Origin of the sequence: Fibrella aquatilis (genome assembly GCF_017353255.1) — a bacterium.
Taxonomy (GTDB): domain Bacteria; phylum Bacteroidota; class Bacteroidia; order Cytophagales; family Spirosomataceae; genus Fibrella; species Fibrella aquatilis.
Genome location: NZ_JAFMYU010000005.1, coordinates 211,237 through 233,781 on the forward strand (window position 1 = coordinate 211,237; position 22,545 = coordinate 233,781).

Sequence of the window (22,545 nt, forward strand, 5' to 3'; positions counted from 1 at the left end):
AACCAGCAAGTTAACGATGAAAATCGTCAGTTAACCACCTCCGTTTTGGGTTCGTCTTTGTTTTGCCGCACCAGCCACGCCACCACACCCAGGCAGGCGGCAAACCAGGCGAAGGGCAGGCGGAGATCTACGATAGAGAGCAGGCCGAAGACGAGCGTGGTGCCAAAACTGGCCAGCCCCTGCATGGCCTGGTTAAGCCCGAAGATTTCGCCTCGGTCGGTGTCGGTGGTTTTTTGGGCCATCAGGCCTTCAATTAGCCCCTGAATGAGCGAGTAGGTGAGGCAGTCGATGGTGATGATGACGTAAAGCCACAGCCGCGACGTGCCCACCACGCCATAGGCCGCCAGCACGGGCACGCCCACCAGCGCCAGCCAGTAAATGGCCCGCCGCTGGTTAATCCGGTCGGCCAGAAAGCCGAAGAACCCGTAGCTGATGGCCACGCTCAGCCCGCCGAAATACATGAAGAAGTACGAAATGTCTTTGGTGCCCATCTGCAAGGGGCCTAGGCTGACATAGGCCACAAAATAGTTGTAGTAGCCAATAGCGCCCGTCAGGGCCACCTGCGTGAGCACCAGGTTGAGCAGGCCGGGGTGGTCGCGGTCTTTCTGCCGAAGCCGTGCCAGCATGGTGCTCACATTCAGCGACTGCACAATGGCCGTCTTTAATGCCTCGCGCGACACACTGCCGGGGTTGGGATGGGTTTCGCGCAGCAAAAAACTCAGCAGCACGTTTAGGCCCGACAGCCCCACGGCCATCGTCACCACATATCTGGCTTGCTCAACAGGGTCGGTGAGGTCCAGAACGGTGATGAGCAAACCCGCAATGGCCGGACCAATAACGAACCCAAGCGAGATGATGGCCCCCTCAATACCCAGATTCTTGAAGAGTTGATCGGTGGGCGAAATATCGGTAATGGCCGAGCGGACGGTAGCATACAGCCCGTTGGTGAGGCCGTCGCTAAACCGGTTGGCCAACTGCGAACCCAGCCGTACGGGCAGCAGCAGACAGTCGGCGAGAAACGTGCCGACGGCCGAGAGTCGGAAGATGGGTTTACGTCCGTACCCGTCAGAGAGCTTACCCAGCAGCGGAGCCGACACCAATTGGACACCTAAGAACAGGGCCGTACCCAGCGCCAGCCATAATTGAGGGTTACTATGCCCGCGCACAAACTGCGGCAGCACCGGCCCAATAATGGACCCTACGATAACATCGAGAAAGATAATGGCGTAGATATGCAGCAGTCGGCCTTGAAACATACGGCAAAGGAAGCCGGAAAAAATGGTAAACGGGCCACAGCCAAGCCACCCCGGCCGTACCTTTGTTCGATGCCGGACGCCGGATACTGGACGTTGGACGCTGGATGTTGGATACTGGACGCTGGATGTAAGACAGACCGTCCAATATCCAGTATCCAACATCCAGCGTCCAACGTCCAGCGTCCAATTTCCAACATCCCATTGCTCCTTCAATGAAACCAACTCTGTTAATCCTTGCCGCCGGCATGGGCAGCCGCTACGGGGGCATAAAGCAACTCGATCAGTTTGGGCCCCACGGCGAGACGATCATTGATTATTCCCTCTACGATGCCATCCGGGCCGGTTTCGGTAAGGTGGTGTTCATCATCCGCCAAGAACTCCGCGCCGACTTCGAGGCCCTTTTTCTGCCCAAACTAACCGGAAAAATCGAGGTCGACTTTGCCATTCAGGCCCTGTTCTCATACGTGCCCGAAGACTTGGGCATTGTGCAACGGACCAAGCCCTGGGGTACCGGCCACGCCATGCTCTGCGCCAAAGACCACACCCACACGCCTTTTGCCGTTATCAACGCCGATGATTTCTACGGCCACCAGGCCTTTGACGTTATGAGCCAGTTTCTTCAGCACGATACCAACGACAGCCTCCACGCCATGGTAGGCTACGAGGTAAAAAACACGCTCTCCGAGTTTGGTTCGGTGTCGCGCGGGGTATGCGCTACGGATGAGCACGACAACCTGACGTCGGTGATTGAGCGGACCAAAATTTACCGCAAAGCCGTAGAGAATGAAGGACAAGAAGGCGTGATTGTGTATGAAGAAGCCGACGGCCTGACACCCCTGGACCCCACCACGCCCGTATCGATGAACTTCTGGGGCTTCAAAACGGGCGTTTTCGACCACACCCAGCGCCAGTTTGAGACCTACGCCCGCGCCAACGTCAATAACCCCAAAGCCGAGTTCTACATCCCCACCATCGTGACGCAACTGATTCAGACCAACGAGGGGGCCTGCCGCGTGTTCCGCAGTCAGTCGGAGTGGTTTGGCGTAACCTACCCCGAAGACAAACCCACGGTGAAAAAATCCTTCCAGCGCCTCCACGACAGCGGGGCCTATCCAGAGCGGTTGTGGTAGGATTAATGTACAATCGGTCCGCCGATGCGGTATAATGCACAATGTACAATGGCGTTCCGGCACGAGGCGCGAAGCCGACCCGTCGGACCGCATTGTACATTGTACATTAACCTTTACCTTCCCCCCAATGAAAACCCTCCTCCTCTCCCTTTGCCTGTTTATCACGCTGTCTGGCATGGCGCAGTCGGTGGTGGGTACCTGGAAACGGGTGGGCGCCATTGTGACCAATAAAGACGGATCGATGATGGACATGCTGGCGATGACCGAAAAAATGATGCCTTGTACCAACAACATCACGTATACGTTTCTGGCATCGGGCATACAGCAGACCTCCATTCCCGCCGATTGCCAAAAACGGCTAGGTGTTATGGCTAACCAATTTATGGGCGATGCCCGCTACAAACTGAAGGGTAACCAGCTGATCATCACCCCAAGCGCGTCTACCAAGCTCCCGGCAGTAACCTACACGGTGACCCTCTCAGGCAATACCATGATGTGGGTAATGGATGCCGATGCTCAGCCCGGCAAGCCCAATAAGAGCAACGTCAAAAGCATACTGATGTCTTACCAGAAGCAGTAGGAAAGGATTAATGTACAATCGGTCCGCCGATGCGGCATAATGAACAATGTACATTAATCCTTTCCTTAACGCGATCTTTACTGTATGTTTAAGATCACGCCGAAGCTGCCGTTTGCTGCCCTTCAGAAATCGTTTGAGGGTGATTTGTATTTCAACAATTCCACCGAACACGAGGCCATTCGGATGGCCTACGCTACCGATGCGTCAGTGTATCAGGAGCTACCCCTGGCCGTGGCTATTCCACGCACCGTGGCCGACATCAAGCGGCTGGTGCGCTTTGCCAAAACCAACAAGATCAACCTGATACCCCGTGCGGCGGGTACCTCGCTGGCGGGGCAGGTAGTGGGCAGCGGACTCGTGGCCGACATTGGTACACATTTCGATAAGATTCTGGAAATCAACGCCGACGAACGTTGGGTACGAGTGCAGCCCGGCGTTATCCGCGACGACCTCAACGTGGCCCTGCGTCCCCACGGCCTCATGTTCGGTCCCGAAACCAGCACCGCCAGCCGGGCCATGATCGGTGGTATGATTGGTAACAATTCCTGCGGGCTGCACTCCATCGTCTGGGGCACTACCCGAGACCACCTCCTCGAAGTCCGGGCCGTGCTTTCAGACGGGGCCGAGGTCACCTTCGGCCAACTGACCGACGATGAGTTTAGGGCGAAATGCCGGGGCGAGAACGTGGTTAGTCCGCTGGAACAGGCTATTTATCAACAGGTTAGCACATGGCTCGCCGACCCCAAAATCTGCCAGCAAATCCGCGACGGTTACCCCAACCCCAACGTCTCGCGCCGCAATACGGGCTACGCGTTGGATGCTCTTTTGGGGGAGGAAAGGGAGGAGGGGGAAGAGAGGGAGGCTGTCGCGTCAGAAATTCGTGTTGCACAAACTACTCATTCGACTTCCCCCTCCTCCCTTTCCTCCCCCTCTCCCCTTTCCTCCCTCTTTCTTCCTTCCCTCATCGCCGGCTCCGAAGGCACGCTTTGTTTCATTACTGAGGCGAAGCTGAACCTGCTGCCGTTGCCGCCCGCGCAGGTGGCGTTGGTGTGTGCGCATTTTGGCACGTTGCGGCAGTCGCTGGAGGCTAATCTGGTGGCGCTGGAACACGGCTGCTGGGCGTCGGAACTGGTGGATGATTACATTCTGCAACTGACCAAAACCAACACTGAGCAGGCTAAAAACCGCACCTTCGTGCAAACGCACCCCACCGAAGGCGACCCCAAAGCGGTGCTGATGGTGGAATTTTTCGATGATGAACTAGCTAGTGTCCAGGTTAAAGCCGAAGCGTTTGTGGCTGATTTACAGGACAAGGGACTGGGTTTTGCGTACCCCATTCTCTACGGCGACGACACCAAAAAGCCGTGGGCGTTGCGCAAGGCGGGTCTCAGCATCATGTACAATATTCCCGGTGCCGAAAAACCCGCCAACGTGATCGAAGACTGCGCCGTGGCCCCCGCCGACCTGCCCGACTACATCGACGAGCTGACGGCAATGGCCAAGACCAACCACGGCCTCGACCTTGAGTTTTCGGCCCACGCGGGCGCGGGCGAACTGCACGTGCTGCCCCTGATCAACCTGAAATCGACGCCAGGGCGTGAGATCTTCCGGGCGTTGCTGGCCGACACCGCCAAACTGGTGAAGAAATACGGCGGCTCACTCTCCGGCGAACACGGCGACGGGCGGCTGCGGGGCGAATTTATCAGCTATATGCTTGGCCCCGAAAACTACCAGCTTTGCCAGGATGTAAAGGCCCTCTGGGACCCGCAGGGTATTTTCAATCCCGGCAAGGTGGTCAATGCTCCACCCATGAACGAGTTTCTGCGCTACGAAGCCGACGTCATTACGCCCCAGCCAAAGACTGTTTTCGACTTCTCGCGTGAGGGTGGACTGCTCGAAGCCGCCGAAAAATGCTCCGGCTCCGGCGACTGCCGCAAGACCGAACTGTCGGGTGGCACGATGTGTCCCAGCTTTATGGCCACCCGCCGTGAGCACGACACCACCCGCGCACGGGCCAACCTGCTCCGGCATTTTTATACATCGCCGGAAAAAGCCACCGATGCAGACTATGATACGATTAAGGACGTGCTTGACCTATGTCTTTCCTGCAAAGCGTGTAAGTCGGAATGCCCCAGCAGCGTAGACATGACCCGGATGAAGGCCGAGTTTATGAACACCCTGCACAATGACCACGGCGTGTCTGTGCGGTCCTGGCTCATTGGCAATTTTTCGACATTGATGAAGCTAGCTAGCTACGTGCCCTGGGCCTACAACGCCATATACAACACGCCGGTCCTGCGCCGCCTCGCCAACCGCCTCGTAGGCTTCCACCCCGACCGCACCATGCCACAACTGAAGCAGTTTACAGCCCCCCAACCTGGACCCGGCCGCGGTACCGCTCCAAAGGGGGGGCTTTTGCTTTTTCTTGATGAGTTTACCCGCTATAACGACGGGCATGTGGCGGAGAAAGCGATTGACCTGGTGCAGCGGCTGGGGTATACGGTTGAGCTACCCAAACACGCCGAAAGTGGCCGGGCATACCTCTCGAAAGGGTTGGTGGACGATGCCAAACAGATTGCGGTCAAGAACGTAATGGCCCTTCGTAGCCTGGTTTCGGCCCAAACGCCGCTGGTGGGCATCGAGCCGTCAGCTATTCTGGGTTTCCGCGACGAATATCCCGACCTGGTACCCGACGACCTCAAAGCCGACGCCCGGCGCATTGCCCAGCACACCTACCTGTTTGAGGAATGGGTAGCCCGCGAGCTGGAGGCCGGACGCATTGGTCCAGAGGCCTTTACCACCAATGCCCGCACCGTTTATGTGCATGGTCACTGCCACCAAAAAGCCCTCTCAACCATGACACCCGTAACGCAGGCACTGGGGTTGCCCGTCAACTACACCGTCAACGTGATTCCCTCAGGATGTTGCGGCATGGCGGGGTCGTTTGGCTACGAAAAAGAGCATTACGACCTCTCTATGCAGATTGGTGAACTGGTCCTGTTCCCAGCTGTGCGCGCCACCGCCCCCGACGTTATCCTGGCCGCGCCGGGTACCTCCTGCCGTCACCAAATCAAAGACGGCACCGCCCGCCACGCCCTTCACCCCGCCGAGGTGCTGTGGGAAGCACTAAGGTAGTTTTCAGAAGACAACCTTCTGAAAACTACCCTCTATCTTGTCCCCATGAATAAACTCGTTCGCCTTGCGTTGTGGGGGTTGCTGATTGTGGGGTTGCTGGCCGTTTGGGAGCAAATTCGCACCATGCCGTTTATGGGTCGCTTCACCCGGCAGCCTGACCAAACTACGCACAGTGTGGTGCTGGAGCGCGTCACGGCCCTGGGCAAGCTGGAACTGGTGCGCTACACGTTTAAAGACATCGTGGAACACGAGCAGGTTAACGCCATTTTGCCCAACGCCCGCGCCGTCCTCATTGTAGAAGGCGAAGCCGTGGGGTGCGTCGACCTGACCAAGCTGACCCCCGCCGACCTTATTACGCAGGGCGATTCGCTCACGATTCGGTTGCCCAAGCCGGAATTATGCACCTGGAAAATCAACCACGACCGGTCTCGCGTATATGACACCGACTACACGTTTCTGAACGAAGCCCAACTCGTGAGCGATGCCTACCGTCGGGCCGAGCAGCAGGTGCGGGCATCGGCGTTGCAGAGTGGTATTCTGGACAAGACTGCACAGAACGCCGTGCTGCTGCTGCGACCCATGCTAACGCAGCTAACGGGTAAACGTGTGGGCGTTGTGGTACGTGACCAATAAGCCAACCGCCTCATTGTGAGCACGAAAGACCGGCTTGGACCTGTTACTAATTTTTTCATTGTCATGCCACTCTGAATGGTAGTTTCCCGTATTCTTGTGTAAGCAGCACATAGCCAGTTATGAATACATCGACCATTGCCCGAAATAGCCTGTTGATTGCCGAACCCTTTCTGGGCGATGCCAACTTCGAGCGGAGTGTGGTGGTGGTCTGTGAACATACCGAAGGTGATGGCACCTTCGGGCTCATCCTCAACCAGAGCACCACGCTCAACGTCAGCGACGTGATCGACGATATCTACGCCGACATTCCGCTGTTTGTGGGTGGCCCCGTTCAGCCCGACACCCTCCACTACATCCACCGCCGCCCCGACCTTATCGACGGATCTATTCCGCTGGGCGAAGGGATCTATTGGAGCGGTAATTTCGAGCAGGTGAAACAGGCCCTCAACATCGGTACACTCACCGAAATCGACGCCCGTTTTTTCATTGGTTATTCGGGTTGGGAATCGGGGCAGCTAACGCGTGAACTGGACGAAAAGACCTGGATCATCACCAAAACCGACGCCGATTTCCTCTTCGACACCCCCGCCGACCAGCTTTGGCGCGGCATTCTCAAGCGCATGGGCGGCCAATACAAAGTCCTCTCCAACTACCCCGTAGACCCCCGGCTCAATTGACGCGACGGGAGTAAGATGGCGTAGCCCCTATTCGCTTTTCAGCACATCGACCGGATTGCGTCTGGCGGCCTTAATGGTTTGCGACCCGATCATGACGAAGGCAATCAGCAGCACCATCAGCAAGCCAACAAACACCTCGGCACCCCGCACGGGGGTGTGATAGGGAAATTTGGTGAGCACCACGCGTTCAAAGAAGAGGTACGTCACAGGCAGCGCAATCAGTGCCGACACGGACAGCAACACGAGAAAACCGTGGCTCAAGAGGTAGACAAGGTTAACTGGACTTGCCCCCATCACCTTGCGGATGCTGATTTCCTTCAGCCGGGTTTCGGTGGTGAAGACCACCATGCCAAATAAGCCCATCGAAGCAATAGAGATAGCTAGAATAGACAGGAAGCCGATGATCTTGATTATGGCCGAAAATTCGCTGTAGGCAGCCTCGATGGCGTCGTCATAGAACTCAGCCTCGAAGGGGTGTATACGGTCTATCTTCTTCCAGGCAGCTTCTAGTTTGGCCCTCGTGGCGAGCATATCGGTGGTCTGGATTTTGGCATTGACAACGGCCCTGTCTTCGGGTGTCCAGGGCATAAAAGCTACCGGCTCGATGAGGTTATCGACCTTGCCGTAGTGAAAGTCTTTTATCACCCCAACAATGGTCATCTTGCGCCCGTGCAACTGGAAATTGCTAAACGTGATCTGCTGGCCGACTGCCTGCTGCGGGTCGTTGGTCGCGATGTTAAATCGTTTCAAAACCTGCTGATTCACAATCACTTCACTCACGGCATTGGCGGTGGCGGGCCGTGCCCGGAAATTACTTCCGGCAAGGAGCTTGTACCCGTGCAGCGGCAAATAGTTTTCGTCGACGTGGTTAGTCATCACCAGTGCCGAATCGCGCGAATCGGCACTGGTCATGTAGCCACCCCAGGCATTGCCAATGCTCGTGATGATCAGCGACCGCGACAGGGCCGTTACCTCCGGCATCTCGCCCAGTTCCTTCAGCAGTGCATCGGGCTTGTTACCCTGCATGTTGATATTCAGGATATTTTCCGTGCGAAACCCCAGGTCGAAGGCAAGTATGTTTTTATACTGCACATAGCCAATGGCGGTGGTGGTAATGAAAATCAGGGTGAGCGTATATTGAACAACGACCAAAGCCCGCCTGAGTGTCGCATACTTAAACCCCTTCGCCGACGACACGTTTCGGAGCGTACTGATGGCGCTGACTTTTGAAAAGAAGAACGCAGGCATGAAACCGGCAACAACGCCTACCATGACCGAAAACACGATGAAAGTAATGACCGTAGCGGGCGTCAGTTCCAGCTTTACGGTACGCTGCATTTCCGGAGCCAGGCTTAAGAGTTGTGGCCGCAGAACCAGAAACAGTAGGTAGGATAGCAGCAGAGCAGCCAGGGAAATCAGGATAGCTTCCATCAGGAACTGCTGCCAGATTTGGCCTTTTCCGGCACCAATGGCTTTGCGAAGGCCTACCTCCTTAAACCGGCGCATGGCCCGCGCCATCGACAGGTTGGTGTAGTTGAAACAGGCCGACAGAATCACCACGAGGGCCAATCCGGCCAGTATCCAGAGCACAGCCGGGGGCATGTGTGGGCCACTGGAACCACCCCCCTCCGAGCGACGAAGACTCTCGCCAACCACGATGTCAGACAGGGGAAGCAGCCCAAGCTGGATTTTTGTATCGGCCTCGGCCAGGTTTTCTTCCCTGGCAATGGCATCGAGTTGCGACTGGATGGACGGTATGTCGGCATGTTCCGGCAGCAGGAGGTACACGTAGTTTGCCGACATGCTTGTCCATTTCTCGAATTTGTCATTGCTCCTGCTGAGTTGCTCGGCTGTAGACAGCGATACCAGCGCTTCAAAGTCGATGTGCGAAAAGAAGGGGACATCCTTCATTATACCGGTTACCTGGTAATTGAATGCATTGATGGTGAGCGCTTTACCTAGTGCCGAGGCATTGCCGAAGAGCTTTTTGGCGGCTGTTTGGGTGAGCACAATCGAATACGGGTCTTTGAGCGCCGTTGCGGGGTTGCCTTCCAGCATCGGAAACGTGAAGACGTTGAACACAGACGGGTCGGCCCAGAACCCCTTGAGTGGCAGCGTGGTGGTACCAACGACGGCGTCCTGCGCAAAGTCGTTGCGTAGAACAGCCACGTCCTCGATGCCGCTCATTTTTTGCCGGATCAGCTTACCGGCCTTTATAGAGGCGGTGGCGAATTTGCCGCGCTGTTCTTGGTTTTCGGTCAGCGAACTGGTGATGCGGTAGATCCGCTCTCCGTTCTTGTGAAACTTGTCGTAGGAGCGGAGGTCGAGCAGGAACGCGATCAGCAGTAAGCCGACAGACATACTAATGGCCAAGCCAACCATGTTGATGGCAGAGAACAGCTTGTTACGCAGCAAGTTGCGGGCGGCCGTTTTGATGTAGTTTCCGATCATGGGTAGACACGCGTTGTTGGCTATGAAAAAACGCTTATGATCTGGTCGACCAAATCTAGTGCCAGCTAGTATACATGCCCAAATCGGGCTTTGCAGGCCATTGTTGGCTGTTCTTGCTGGTGTGAGTGTCCCAAAACGGACAATGTCAGTCCTGGAACGGACATGTCATTCAGCCCCCAGTATGGGTTTGGAAACGTTTCTTAACCTTTTTTACCCCAACTTTGTAAGTGACTCTGCCAACGTTTGGCGTTAGAAGAGAATCTTCGGAAGAGAGTCTTCTGTTTCAACTTCCCTTCATGCGTATCCATCAAGTATTTGTTTGTTTGCTGAGTGCTTGTCTGCCCCTGGCGGCGTTGGCTCAGACCCCTGCTGATTCAGTAGCTACTACCCCCGCCGTGTCGGCTACCGCCGCTGCCGCACCCTTGTCGCAGACTATGGCGGCTGAGGCTCCCGAACCCACTACCAAGCTCAGAAAAGGGCAATTGGCCCCCGGCGGCTACGGCCCCAGTGCCCGCGTATTCGACGGGCATTTCGGGTTTAAAATAGGTCCCTCGCTTACTGAATCGCCCATCGACGGGGTGTCGCCTACGTTTGTGAAGCGCAAGCTGGACTTTCACCTGGGGGTCATGTATCGCTACCGGTTTTACAAATTCGTGCTTCAGCCCGAACTGCTCTTTCAGATTAAAGGAGGTACGTATCAGCAATTGGCCATCGGCTCAAGCAACCGGATCACGACCGAAAACAACTTCAACTACATTAGCGTGCCTCTCATGCTGGGCTACATGCCCACCGAGGGATTGACGTTGCAGGCCGGACCGGAATTTAGCTTTGCCCTAAAGACCCCCAACGGCCCCCAAACCAACCGCGACACGGGTATTGCGTTTGGCGTTCACTACGATTTTCTGGATATGCTCGACAAGTTCAGCCTGAACGTCCGCTACGTTTACGGCCTGACCAAGATCCCCGAAACCGTCAACAGCACCCTCCAGAACCGCGCCTTCCAACTCTCGCTGGTGTATAACTTTTATAAAAAGTGATTTCCGACTTCGGCATCCTGCTACTCTTTATTCTGACCGCGTTTGCGTTCATTGGGGGTATTTTGCTGTTCGGAAAACTATTGCGGCCCGACCGGCCTAATGAAGAGAAGCTAACCACCTACGAGTCGGGCGAAGAACCGGTGGGCAACGCGGGTGTGCAGTTCAATCCCCGTTTCTACGTCATAGCGCTGGTTTTTGTCTTGTTCGACGTCGAACTGGTCTTGCTGTTTCCGTGGGCAACGGTCTTTGGTCAGCCCACGCTCATTGCCGAAACCGATGGCCGCTGGGGTTGGTTTGCCCTCACCGAAGCCGTCGTTTTTGTGCTCATATTGGCGCTCGGACTGGCCTACGCCTGGGCTAAAGGCTATCTTGACTGGGAAAAGCCACAACCCCAACTTCCAACGGTAGAGACGAAGGTGCCTACTGCCCTCTATGAGCAGGTTAATGAACGCTATAAACGCCCGACCACACCTTAACGTACCACTGCTTGCACTCTTGCTCAGCCTGGGCCATGCCGCTCTTTTCGCCCAGCCTGTCTACCAGGAATCATACAAGATTAAGGTTATACTGAACAGCGGCGAACGGCTGTATGGGCTTATTGACTACCTGACCGATTCAACCCTGACGGTAGCTAACGATACTGAACGGGCATCGTTCAGCAGCCGTGGTGCTCCCTGGAACACGGTTGCCTTTACCGATATTAAACGCGTGATTGTAAAGCGGACCAGCAAAAAACGGAGCCGAATCAGTGGAGCAATAGTAGGAGGACTGCTTGCGGGTTTTGCCGAAGTAGCTACTAGTCAGAAAAATCAATTTCGTTCGCCTTCGCTTGCAATCGTCAACACAATACTCGCCACCGGTGCTGGTGCCCTGATCGGCATGGTAGCCGGACACCTGGTTGGCAATACGTCGCGGTTCGTAATACGGCCTGCGGGGTCAGACCCAGAAACTATTAACCGTAGCATCAGGCTCCGATTAGAGCCGTTTCTGTACGACGCTCAACAGCGATTAATGAAGAATCAATGATCTGATAGTTAGCTATATACCCTCGACGTTCATGAAACTGAATTTACTTTTCCTATTCTTATTCGTGGCCGTTGTGCAGGCTTCGGCACAGGCTGTCGAATTACAACCGGGGGCTAATCTGCGGGATATTAAGCTGTATCAGACCACTGTGAGAACGATGACAGGCGAAAAGATCGATGGTATTCTTTACGCGATGACCGACTCTACACTCGTTTTATTCGCCAACAATCAGGCCACGATTAGACAGTTCAGAGCCGGGCAGCTACCTGAATTATCGGTGCTGAACATGAACGACGTGAAGCGTATTTCGATTCGACGAAAGGGCCACTTCTTACGGCAAACTGCAATTGGTGTAGGCTTTGGAGCGGCTTTTTTGGGAATAGGCACATTGCTGATTGATTCGAAAGCCGGTATTGGTCCCGTTGCTTTCGGCGTTTTTATTGGTTACTTATTTGCTCCTGCTATGGTACTGGGTGGGATGGGTCAAGGCCTCATCCCTCAACATACGGAACGAATTCTTGGTCGTTCGACCCGGTTTCATAATGCCTATAATCACCTCAATTACTATACGATAGTGCGTCAGTTCTAATCATCAGTTCCGAACCGGCGGAAGCCAATGACTGTTCCGTTTGCATGATCACTTCGCCTGCTCCCGACACTACCAAATCTGCCGAACATGGCGTGATGTTTCTCACCGCCGAAGAACTGCTGAACTGGTCGCGGGCGTCGTCGTTGTGGCCGCTCACGTTTGGGCTGGCCTGTTGCGCCATCGAGATGATGCAGGCCATGGGGGCCAATTATGACCTCGAACGGTTTGGTATTTTTCCACGCCCCTCGCCCCGGCAGGCCGACATCATGATCGTTTCGGGTACCGTCACCTACAAAATGGCCGACCGTATCCGCCGCCTCTACGAGCAAATGGCCGAACCCCGCTACGTAATCTCGATGGGGTCGTGCGCCAACTGCGGTGGCCCCTACTGGCAACACGGCTATCACGTGGTGAAAGGCGTTGACCGCATTATCCCCGTCGATGTCTACGTGCCCGGTTGCCCCCCCCGCCCCGAAGCCCTCATCGACGGGTTTTTGAAGTTGCAGGAGAAGATTAGAAATGAACGTCTCGCGTAGAGACGCAAGGATGCGTCTCTACGCGACCCTATACCCTATGACTATTGTTTTCCTTGACGCCCGCACGGTGGGCCACGAGCCTGACCTGACGCAGTTTGAACGGCTTGCCGCGACCACTGGGGGGACATTCATTACTTATCCCGAAACTACGCTCGGTCAGACCGTTGAGCGTTTGCAGGGTGCCGACGTGGTGATTACCAACAAAGCCCGCATCACCCGCGAGGTGCTGGAAGCCTGCCCCAACCTGAAGCTCATTTGCGTGGCTGCTACCGGTACCAACAACGTGGATATGGCCGCGGCGGAAGAACGGGGCATTCCGGTGAAGAACGTGAGTGGCTATTCCACCCACAGCGTGGCGCAGGTAACGTTTACGCTGCTGCTGAGCCTGCTCAACTCACCCTACTACTATGACCAGTACGTAAAGTCGGGCGAGTACAGCCGCGAAACGATCTATACCCACCTGGGGCGGCCGTTCTGGGAACTGGCCGGCAAGCGGTTCGGCATTATCGGGTTGGGGGCCATTGGGCGGCAGGTGGCGCAGATTGCTACCGCTTTCGGGGCGGAGGTAGCCTATTTTTCGGCCTCCGGCCAAACCTACGACGTGCCCTATCGGGCATTATCGCTGGACGAACTGCTCCGCACGTCGGATGTGGTTTCGATCCACGCGCCGCTGACCGATAAGACAAACAACCTGCTAGCATACAGCCAGTTATCGATGATGAAATCATCGGCGTTTCTGTTATTGCTGAGCCGGGGCGGCATGGTCAATGAAGCTGATCTGGCCCGCGCCCTCGATGAAGGCAAACTGGCTGGAGCGGGTATCGACGTGTTTGTGCAGGAACCCATGCCCGCTAACCACCCCTACCTGACCATGACCCATCCAGAGCGCATCGTGCTGGCCCCACACATTGCCTGGAGCAGCATTGAAGCCCGCAAAACGCTCATGAACCGCGTAGCGGAAAACATTAGTGGCCATTAGTCATTTAAACGCCAGTGAAAAAGCCAGCCTGAACTGATCTTCTGTAGCCAGGCCCAATAGCGACGGGCGTTCAACGCCGTAGTCAGTCATTTTCAAGTCGAATTTACCTTCCATCACCATCTGCCCGCCCACGTCGCGGCGCGTAACGGTCACGGTCACAGGCTTTGTCACGTTGTGAAACGTGAGCTTGCCATTGGCCGTTAGGGTGCCGTCTGGATTTGATTTTACGTCCTGGCTGCTGAAGGTCACGTTTGGGTATTTCAACCCGTCGAGTACCTCGATCATGTGCGAGTCGCGGTTCTGATTCTGGCTGTCGAATGTGGCCACACGGATGGCTACGGCCACGTTCTGAATCTGCTTGGTGGCCTCGTCGTAGAGCATGGCGGCATTTACGTCGCGGCTTATACCGTCCCATTTATGCATCGGATGCACCATCGAATACGTCACCGTCGATTTGGTCTTGTCGGCCACTAGTTTGCGCGGGGCAAGCGTAGGTCTAAAGGCCAGTAAAGTGCTGACCAGCAAGAACATGCTGACATTTTTCATAGTAGTAGCAGTAAACCTATGAGGTTTTGAAAACCTCATAGGTTCGTTAAAATTTCAGGACAATAATAGCCGTAGCAAACGCGCCAAACGTAGTGTAGGCGGCGGCGCGGTGATAGGGTTTCAGGGTGTAATCTTCCTGAATTTTGCTCGCCAGAATGTTGGTGGCAATCATGCCGGCCATGTGCACAATGGCCAGGTACTTATGGAGCTTGATGGTGCTCAGCCCCCGGCGTTGGCCCACGGCGGGCGGTGGTGCCGTCAGCGATAGCAGGGCCGTACTGGCATAACTGATGTTGATGGCCGTGGCCATCCCCTCGTGCAGATTGCGCAGGCTCGTGTACCGTTCGCCGGTAGCGTTGTAGAGTTGCGAACCCACAATGCCCTGCGCCACAAAGCCCGCCAGCGTCACAAGCCCCATCACGGTGTGCAGTTTCAGCATAGACCGCCGAATGCGCAGTTCTTTTTCGCGGCGTTCCAGCGTCAGTTCGGTGCCGCCAAACACCCGAACCAACCCCTTTTTACCCCAAACGGCCCGCTGCGTAAACAGCATGTGGTCGGGCAGGAGCGGGGCCGCACTGAGCGAATCGGTCAGGCCCGACAGCAGCGCATCGGCCGATTCGGCGGGCTGAGACAGGGTTGTATCAGCCACGGCCGGTGCCTTGCGAGTGGTGTCCTGCGCCAGCGAAGGTAACCCCAGGCTAGCACAGAGAAAGGCTACGAGCGTGGCGCGGAGCAGCATACTGATCAGCATATTAAGCCTTTACCTGAAGTTTGTTGCCATCTGTAGACAGTGTGGTGGTGTACTTTTTCAGCGCCGTGGTAGCCGGGCCTTTGTTTACCGAACCGTCTGTCTTGAATTCAGAATTGTGGTTAGAACACTTGATGTCATCTGTGGCAAGGCGATACGAAAGTCCTTCCAACTGTGCGTGGGTACACAATTTTTGTAGGGCCACGTAGCTACCACCTTTTACTTTAATCACCAGCACGTCGCCGATTGTAGAGAAATTACCTTCTGTTTTCAGCGTACTCAGGTTGGCGTTAGTCAGATCGAGCGTGAAATCAATGGCACTGCCGGTGGTGGTACCCGTAATACCCGTACTGCCGCCCCCACCAACGGGCGGTGTTGGCGTAACCGGTGCCGGGTCTGACGATTTGCACGACGTCATGGTGGTGCCCATGCAATAAAAGGCCATCAGGGCGGCGCTGCTCAGGCCGAGGCTGCGCATAAAATCACCGCGAGAAAGGGTTGTTTGGTCTTCTGATTGAGTTTTCATGTGTTTTTTGGTTTGGGGTAAAGCATAGCTGCACGTAGTCAACGCGCCTAGCCACTGTGAATTGATAGTATATTGAGTTAAAGGCTGTACTTCAGTCCAATAAAGGCACCGGTGCTCAGGAGCCGCACTTTAAAAAATCCTACCTGCTGTAAGGGTATTTTCATGAATGGCTCAACCTGCCACGACAAGTGCCGTCCCAACGGACGTTCATAGCCTACCGACACGTTCAGGTTGCTGAACCCAAACCTGCCGCCCGGTTTTCCTGCCAGTTGATTATCCCACATCCAGCGATTTTTGGTAATGGCGGGGTCGGTGGGGTCGGCGTAGGTATATACGTATCGCTCATGGTCAATGAAATAGCTCGTCATGCCAGCGCTGGCGAACCACCGGGCGGGGGGCATGCCGTCGCCCATGGGCCGACGAAGCCAGTCGTAGCGCAGGTTGATAGGTATGTCATACATGGTGCAGGTGCTGTTGATACTTTCGGGGCGGGGTGTCCAGGTCCAGGGGAACACGTAGTACTCCGACTCGGTCTGGTACTTTTTAGAACTGTACATCACGCCCGTCTGCACCACAAACCGGTCCGACAGTCGGTGCTGAATCATCAGACCCACATTGTCGCCTGGTTTGGTGAAATCGCGCAGGCCAATGGCGCTGAAGTCGGGCGAATACACAACCATGACGCTCAGCCGCTGCCGGGGCACGGCTATCCGTTTGGCGGGCTGGTCAATAGCTTCCCACTCAGGTTCTTGCGGCCCGCTGGCAAGCGTTACTTTCACCGCCGTGAGCGAAAATGCCGGGCTAATTACCCCTAGCTGTAGCCGCTCAGGCGTCGTTGCGTCAGCGGGTTGTGCCATCGAAACGTTGTCTGGTGCAGTGGCCTGTAAATAATCCTGACTAGCGGCTGGTAGTTGGTCAGAAAAGCCCCCTGAGCGTTGAGCAACGTTGTTTGTCGATGAAGTAAACTCAGGGGTGCGATCTGACCGATGTTCATTATGTGTTGTTTTATCTGTCGAGCTACTCACGCCAGCCATCCAGGCCGTACCTGCCCGTTTTGTGGCCGTTGTTGGTGTGGTTCTTAATCTTTTTCTGGCCAATGAACCGGGTTTGTTCAGCGCACTAACCCGTTCGTCAGCATCGGTTGCCGTTTCGTCAACGCCTCGTTTCTCCAAGGCCCTACTTGTTTGGCGCGCTGTTGCCAGCCCAGCATCTGCCGTTTGGGTTTGTCGCACTGAATCTTCTGATAAATTCCTGTTGTTCAGCAATTTAGCGGTCGGTATAGCTGAGGTTTCAGCTTGCTTATCGGGCTGTTTTTGAGCCAGATCACGGGGCGAGACCGTTGTGGCGCTCTCATTGGAGGCCGCCCGCCGCCGCCACTTCCCGGTTGTTTCCCGCGAACGCACTGCCCAATCAGGCGTTGCAACAGGCTGTTTCACAACGCCGGGAGTGGGGCGGCTGTCGGTGGGGCGGTTTGCTATGGTAGCAGGGTCAGCGGCTACCGTGGTTACTTTCCAGGCCCACCAGAACGTAATTAGCAGCAGTCCGGTCAGGGCGGCCGCGCCACCCCAAACGCGCCACCGGTCATAGAACGCCTGCCGGTCCTGTTCGTCCAGTCGGTTGCTTAAATCGGCCCAGTGTGCCGGGTCGAAAGGGATCTCAAACTCTTCAGTCGATTTTCTGAAGAGCTCGTCCAGATGGTCATCGGGCCACTCTTGCATACTCATCGTTCGTTTTTTTTTGTAATAGAAGGCGCAGCTTTTCCCGCGCTCGTGCCAGGTTTGATTTTGAAGCGCCTACCGAAATGCCCAGTTGCCCGGCTATTTCGTCGTGGCTATATCCGTCAATGGCGTAGAGGTTAAACACCAGCCGGTAGGCGGGCGTCAACGTCTGCACCAGCGAGAGCAAATACTCGTGCGACAGGCCGCTGACCGCATCGGCGTCGGTGCTCGATACGTGTTCGGCGGCCAGTAGATCGTGCTGACTATGGTACTGCACTGTTTGCCTATAATGGTCGGTGGCGGTATTGATCAGGATTCGCCGGAGCCAGGGTTTAAACGGTTGCTCAGGGTTGTACTGATTAAGCCGGGTAAACACCTTCAGGAAACCATCATTCAGCACTTCCACGGCTTCTTCCCGTGTTTGGGTATACCGCAAACAGACGCTCATAGCATACCCGTAAAACTGCCGATACAGCAGTTCCTGGCTGCGCCGGTGTTGGCGCAGGCATCCCGCCAGCAGGTCGGGTAGGGGCGGTATGATTGGGCTACCGGCCAAAATTCTGTTTTCAGTTTACTGTCTTCGAAGACTTCCTTCGTTTGGTAATACGGAAGCCTGGGGGGGCGGGTTGCGTGGGGGGAGCAAAAAAATTACCGGAGTGCCAGCCGGTTTACACCCGCCGCCACCAATTGTTCCATCTCGGCCTCGGAGGCGCCATCAGCACAGATCGTTACGCCCACCGAGGAGGAGACCGCCGCCCGAAATGCCAATGCCTTTTCGAGCGAAAAACGGGTGAGTAAGCTACCATTTGGCGCCATCAAGGGTGCTCCAGTAGCGTTTTTCAGGCCATCTGCCCCGGCGTCGGTGGCTATTTTAATGAGCTGACGCAGTTGGGCATCGTCCACTAGCGCCGACTCCAGCACGATCGTCAGGGGTAGTTCACGGGCGTGAGCGGTGGCTACCAGCTTAGCCAGTTCAATTTTCAGCCAGACCGACGTGGGCGAAAACACCGCCGACGTGTTTAGCACCACGTCGGCGGTGTTGGCTCCGTCGGCAAACGCCAGTTCAAGTTCCTGTTGCTTGATCTCGGTGCGCTGATACCCATACGGATACCCTACCGCCACGTTCAGCATGGCCGGGTGAATATCACCAAGTTCGCGGCGGTGTTTTTTCACCCAAAACGGTGCCACCACCAACCCCGCCAACCCCAACTGATGCACCTCGTCGAGGGCCGCATACTGCTCAGCAATGGTAACGTTGGGGTGAAGTAGTGTACGTTCTATATAAGGGAAGAGATGATTCAATGTTTTTGCTTTTCGTAATGCTCCCGCAACAGGTCATCGCCGAAGTCGTTGGTGAGGTCGCGGACCACGGTGTGAACGTGGTTGGCGTTGTTTTGCGAATTATCGTACTCAATCAGTAGCATTGGGCCGTGGATGCGGTAGTAGTAGCCTGAGCTGTTGTTGGCGGTGGTGTCGCCTGCCCAGGCAAAGCGGAGTTTGTTGAGGTCGGCTTTTTCAATGCGCTCCATCTGCTGTTTGGCCAGCGTGATGCGGTAGCGGTTGAGGTAAATACCCAAAATTTCCAGGAACAAGGCCCGCTGTTTGGCATTCATATCGGCCAGGAGTAGGCCATCCATACGTTCCATCGAGGCGCGGCGGCTATTGCCTGTGGTGATGTTGCCAAACGCTTTTTTGGCCAGAATGGCCTGATTCAGTTGCGCTTCGCTCATGGTGTGGAGCAGGGCAAAAGCTAGTTCGGTTTCACTCTGCATGAGTTCCTTGCCCTTCTGCGGCACCTCGGCCCGCACAACGCCCGGATTACTGCCCATAAACAGCGGCGTGATGGACATGACCCGTCCCCCCAGCGTAGAAAACTGCACCGACAAATGGTGCCCTTCCACGCGCCAGCCCCACGGCTCTTTGGCACCCACGTCGCCAAAAACGGTGAAATAGTAGTTTTCCGGGTCACGGTAGGTGTCGTTGGCGGGGCGGTTTTCTACCACGCGCAGCACGTTTTCGAGGTCCATGATCTGGAGGGCTTTGTCGTAACCAGCCGCACTAAGGCCCGTTTTTAGTAATTCCAGGGCTACTTTTCGCTGTCCGGGCTGCATTTGTTTCAACGTGAGGCCGTGGCGGGCGTGGGGCACAAAGTCCCAGGTAAAGCGCTCATTATCAGCAAATGAATAGGTGGCTGTCTTGCGCTGTTCGGCGTTGAGCGTGGCCAGAAATACCTGGGCGGCATCGGCCATATCATCTTTGACGCGTTGGGGAGCCACCACCTGCGCAGCCACCTCATGAAACAGCGCCAGGCAAAGAAATAAGGGCAGGTATGATTTCATAATGACTGCGGGGTTTGGTCGCTATGCAAAGAGGAGGCGCCGACCGTTTTACCCGAACGGCCACCGGTGCCGTACCCGCGCCGAAATGAAGTAAGCCACTGTGCCGAGGGCCATGACTGTTAGGCCAGACAGCATATAATCGCGGCCGGTAGAATAGAAAATATAGCCCCAAATGGCAATGGCCAACAGCACCGGAAGGGGGTATAGGGGCATACGGAAGGGGAACGTTACGGCGGGCTGCCCAGCTTGTTGGGAGCGGCCGTGGAGCAGCAATAGCCCCACGGCCTGCCCAATAAATTGCACCACCACGCGCATAGCTAAAATAGCCGTGATCACGTTGGAGAGCTTGAACAACAAACTGAAAATGAAGGCCAGTCCACCCAGAAACAGCAGCGACACATATGGAAACTGCCGCGTGGGGTGCAGCTTAGCAAAAGCCGAGAAAAACTGCCCATCTACCGCCGCCGCATAGGGCACGCGCGAATACCCCAGCAAAACCGCAAACAGCGACGAAAACGCTACCACCAGCACCAGCAACGTGGCAAACCGCGCCGCATTCGTTCCATACAGCGTTTCGATCATGGTGCTCACGATAAACTTGCTGTTGGCGGCGGTCTCGAACGGCAGCACACTAGCCACGCTGAGGTTCAGCAGGCTATACAGGATGGCAATGCCGATGACTGACAGAAACATGCTCATCGGAATGTTTCGTTCGGGTTTCTGGATCTCGCCACCGAGGTGGCAGATGTTGTAATAGCCTAAGTAACAGTAGATTGTCTTGACCGAAGCCGCCCCCACAGTAGCCGCCAGCACCAGTGGCGAGGTGCTTTCGGTGGCGGTCCAGGCATCGGACAAAAGCTGCTCAACGGGGTGGGTACCGTTCAGGAGGCCACCCAGAATAAGCCAGCCCATGGTGCCCAGTACACACAGCCACAGCAGCACACTGATACGCCCAATGCCATCGATGCGGCGGTAGAGCAGGGCAATCACCAACAGCACCACACCCCCCGACACCAGGCGGCGCGTCAGGTCATCAAGCGGGTAGAGGTAGGAAGCATATTGGGCAAAGCCAATGGCCCCCGATGCCACCACCAACGGGGCCTGAATGAGCGTTTGCCAAACGTATAGAAACGACATCAGCCGCCCCAGCTTTTCTTCACCGTAGGCAATTTTCAGAAACCGGTAGCTGCCCCCCGCCTGCGGAAACGCCGCGCCTAATTCCGACCATACGGAGGCGTCAATCAGCGAAATAAGTGCTCCAAAGGCCCAGGCAAGCAGAAAATGCGGCCCGCCAATGGTTTTCATCACCAGCGGCAACACCACAAATGGCCCAATGCCCACCATGTCGATCATGTTGAGCGCGGTGCCTTGCAGCAGACTCAGCCGCCGGGGTAGGGCCGGGGTATCGTCGGATGGATCAGGAGAGGTAGACGTGTTCAACTCAATAGGTTCGTCAATTTTCGGGCAGTGCCTATCGGGATGAAACCGCCCGTTGCGGGTAAAGTTCCGAAGCACAGGCATGATCACCCGCTTTTGCAAACAACCTCCTCTGCTAGTAGTTTACTTACTAAATAGACTAATTGACTCAACGACATGAAACGAATTTGGATAGCCACCCTTTTGATGGCCTCATTGCTGACCACAGCGGCTATAGCGCAGACGCAATCGCAAAGTACAGGCGGCAACAACGCCAGCCAATCGGGGCAGCGCAACACATCGGGCAAGGATGGCCTGCAACGGAAAGGCAGTGCCAACGCCGGCCCGAAAGAAAGTAATAAAATGCAGAATGGGGTGTCGCGTAATGGCAACACCAACCTGTCGCCTACCTCGCAAAGCAACGTACCGCCACCGGGTGGTGATAAGCCCGCCGCCAAGGCAACGGGTGCTGCCAGTGCCCCAAAAGCGGGGGCAACTAAGTCTGGTGCTTCCAAGTCAGGGGCGTCTACTTCATCCGGCGCAGCTAAATCGTCGGGTGGTGCAGCCCAGGCAAGCAATCAGGGCGGAGGCCAGCCGACCATGAATAGCGGCAGTGGTGGTCAGGCTAAGTCGTACAGCAAGAAAGCGGCAGCTGGTCAGGATCAGGTGCAGGGCAACAAACCAACCAGCACGAGCACGTCAGGCAGTCCCACTACCACGGCTAAGACCACGCCTACAGCCAAAGACAAGGCCATGAGTGCCGATATGGCAAAGGCCTCGGCCGCGAAGCGGCAGACGCTAGGTAGCGTGGGTACTAACAATGGTAACGGTGGCAAAGCCCCGGAGGCACCCATGAAAACGCAGGGTAGCACTTCGGAAGGTGACGCCAGCGTAGCCTCGCCGGGTGGCGCCCAGGGAACACGCGCTAAAGAGGCTCGTTCGGTGCAACCCAAAAGCCGGGCGGCAGCTATGGCGGCCAACGACAAAACCCAAAAGGCCTCAGCGCCGGGTAGCCAGGCAGGTGACGGTAAAAAAACAGCTGCCAATGGCGAATCGTCGCAGGGGGCAACGCCGGTAAGTATTACCGAACGTGCGCAACGTGAGGGCTCTTACAGCGACGCCGCCAAGCGCAACAAAACCGCGCAAGGCCCCGGCAAAGACCCGCTGAAAACCGGCCCCAACGGTCAGCAGACGAAGAAACAGTAGGCAGTTAGCACTACCTA

22 protein-coding genes are annotated in these 22,545 nt (G+C 55.9%); 12 read left to right on the plus strand and 10 right to left on the minus strand.

Features of this window, described 5'->3' with window-relative positions; genetic code table 11:
• Positions 1-26: 26 nt before the first annotated feature.
• The gene (locus J2I48_RS08630; RefSeq protein WP_207335014.1) at positions 27-1,256 is read right to left on the minus strand and encodes an MFS transporter; all 1,230 of its coding nucleotides are present in this window, start codon (positions 1,254-1,256) and stop codon (positions 27-29) included.
• A 212-nt stretch (positions 1,257-1,468) separates the two neighbouring features.
• Here J2I48_RS08630 and J2I48_RS08635 point away from each other — a divergent pair, with 212 nt between their 5' ends.
• From J2I48_RS08635 to J2I48_RS08655, 5 genes are all read left to right on the plus strand, one after another.
• Positions 1,469-2,386, plus strand: a complete 918-nt coding sequence (locus tag J2I48_RS08635) for a nucleotidyltransferase family protein (RefSeq protein WP_207335015.1) — start codon at positions 1,469-1,471, stop codon at positions 2,384-2,386.
• Between the two features lie 127 nt (positions 2,387-2,513).
• Positions 2,514-2,966, plus strand: a complete 453-nt coding sequence (locus J2I48_RS08640; protein WP_207335016.1) for a lipocalin-like domain-containing protein — start codon at positions 2,514-2,516, stop codon at positions 2,964-2,966.
• 84 nt (positions 2,967-3,050) lie between these two features.
• Entirely contained in the window at positions 3,051-6,101 is a 3,051-nt protein-coding gene (locus tag J2I48_RS08645; protein WP_207335017.1) for an FAD-binding and (Fe-S)-binding domain-containing protein, read from the plus strand.
• Between the two features lie 45 nt (positions 6,102-6,146).
• Entirely contained in the window at positions 6,147-6,734 is a 588-nt protein-coding gene (locus tag J2I48_RS08650; RefSeq protein WP_207335018.1) for a DUF4230 domain-containing protein, read from the plus strand.
• A gap of 119 nt (positions 6,735-6,853) precedes the next feature.
• A complete protein-coding gene (locus J2I48_RS08655; protein WP_207335019.1) occupies positions 6,854-7,411 on the plus strand; it encodes a YqgE/AlgH family protein in 558 nt (185 codons plus the stop codon).
• Between the two features lie 27 nt (positions 7,412-7,438).
• Here the strand turns inward: J2I48_RS08655 and J2I48_RS08660 are convergent, their stop codons facing one another.
• Entirely contained in the window at positions 7,439-9,862 is a 2,424-nt protein-coding gene (locus J2I48_RS08660; protein ID WP_207335020.1) for an ABC transporter permease, read from the minus strand.
• A gap of 296 nt (positions 9,863-10,158) precedes the next feature.
• On the opposite strand from J2I48_RS08660, the gene J2I48_RS08665 reads away from it, so the two are divergent.
• The 6 genes from J2I48_RS08665 to J2I48_RS08690 are packed head-to-tail and all read left to right on the plus strand — an operon-like array spanning position 10,159 to position 14,029.
• Positions 10,159-10,899, plus strand: a complete 741-nt coding sequence (locus J2I48_RS08665; RefSeq protein WP_207335021.1) for a porin family protein — start codon at positions 10,159-10,161, stop codon at positions 10,897-10,899.
• Positions 10,896-11,375 (plus strand): NADH-quinone oxidoreductase subunit A, encoded by a 480-nt coding sequence (locus J2I48_RS08670; protein ID WP_207335022.1) that lies wholly within the window; start codon positions 10,896-10,898, stop codon positions 11,373-11,375. Before J2I48_RS08665 ends, J2I48_RS08670 begins: the two co-directional genes overlap by 4 nt.
• Entirely contained in the window at positions 11,344-11,925 is a 582-nt protein-coding gene (locus J2I48_RS08675; RefSeq protein WP_207335023.1) for a hypothetical protein, read from the plus strand. Before J2I48_RS08670 ends, J2I48_RS08675 begins: the two co-directional genes overlap by 32 nt.
• Before the next feature lie 31 nt (positions 11,926-11,956).
• On the plus strand, positions 11,957-12,514 hold the full coding sequence (locus J2I48_RS08680) for a hypothetical protein (RefSeq protein WP_207335024.1): 558 nt from the start codon (positions 11,957-11,959) through the stop codon (positions 12,512-12,514).
• 44 nt (positions 12,515-12,558) lie between these two features.
• Entirely contained in the window at positions 12,559-13,050 is a 492-nt protein-coding gene (locus tag J2I48_RS08685) for an NADH-quinone oxidoreductase subunit B (RefSeq protein ID WP_207335025.1), read from the plus strand.
• Positions 13,051-13,087: 37 nt separating this feature from the next.
• Positions 13,088-14,029 (plus strand): D-2-hydroxyacid dehydrogenase, encoded by a 942-nt coding sequence (locus tag J2I48_RS08690; protein ID WP_207335026.1) that lies wholly within the window; start codon positions 13,088-13,090, stop codon positions 14,027-14,029.
• Here the strand turns inward: J2I48_RS08690 and J2I48_RS08695 are convergent, their stop codons facing one another.
• From J2I48_RS08695 to J2I48_RS08730, 8 genes are all read right to left on the minus strand, one after another.
• Complete coding sequence (locus J2I48_RS08695; protein ID WP_207335027.1) at positions 14,030-14,575, minus strand: YceI family protein; 546 nt, start codon at positions 14,573-14,575, stop codon at positions 14,030-14,032.
• Positions 14,576-14,621: 46 nt separating this feature from the next.
• Positions 14,622-15,326, minus strand: coding sequence for a hypothetical protein (locus J2I48_RS08700; protein WP_229375969.1), 705 nt, complete (start codon positions 15,324-15,326; stop codon positions 14,622-14,624).
• 1 nt (position 15,327) lies between these two features.
• Entirely contained in the window at positions 15,328-15,849 is a 522-nt protein-coding gene (locus J2I48_RS08705; protein ID WP_207335028.1) for a QcrA and Rieske domain-containing protein, read from the minus strand.
• 77 nt (positions 15,850-15,926) lie between these two features.
• On the minus strand, positions 15,927-17,567 hold the full coding sequence (locus J2I48_RS08710) for a porin family protein (RefSeq protein WP_207335029.1): 1,641 nt from the start codon (positions 17,565-17,567) through the stop codon (positions 15,927-15,929).
• On the minus strand, positions 17,548-18,123 hold the full coding sequence (locus J2I48_RS08715) for an RNA polymerase sigma factor (RefSeq protein ID WP_207335030.1): 576 nt from the start codon (positions 18,121-18,123) through the stop codon (positions 17,548-17,550). Before J2I48_RS08715 ends, J2I48_RS08710 begins: the two co-directional genes overlap by 20 nt.
• Positions 18,124-18,215: 92 nt before the next feature.
• On the minus strand, positions 18,216-18,869 hold the full coding sequence (locus tag J2I48_RS08720; protein WP_207335031.1) for a beta/alpha barrel domain-containing protein: 654 nt from the start codon (positions 18,867-18,869) through the stop codon (positions 18,216-18,218).
• Complete coding sequence (locus tag J2I48_RS08725) at positions 18,866-19,906, minus strand: DUF3500 domain-containing protein (protein ID WP_229375971.1); 1,041 nt, start codon at positions 19,904-19,906, stop codon at positions 18,866-18,868. Before J2I48_RS08725 ends, J2I48_RS08720 begins: the two co-directional genes overlap by 4 nt.
• A gap of 48 nt (positions 19,907-19,954) precedes the next feature.
• The gene (locus tag J2I48_RS08730) at positions 19,955-21,427 is read right to left on the minus strand and encodes an APC family permease (RefSeq protein WP_207335032.1); all 1,473 of its coding nucleotides are present in this window, start codon (positions 21,425-21,427) and stop codon (positions 19,955-19,957) included.
• A gap of 72 nt (positions 21,428-21,499) precedes the next feature.
• On the opposite strand from J2I48_RS08730, the gene J2I48_RS08735 reads away from it, so the two are divergent.
• Complete coding sequence (locus tag J2I48_RS08735) at positions 21,500-22,528, plus strand: hypothetical protein (RefSeq protein ID WP_207335033.1); 1,029 nt, start codon at positions 21,500-21,502, stop codon at positions 22,526-22,528.
• The last annotated feature ends 17 nt before the right edge of the window (positions 22,529-22,545 follow it).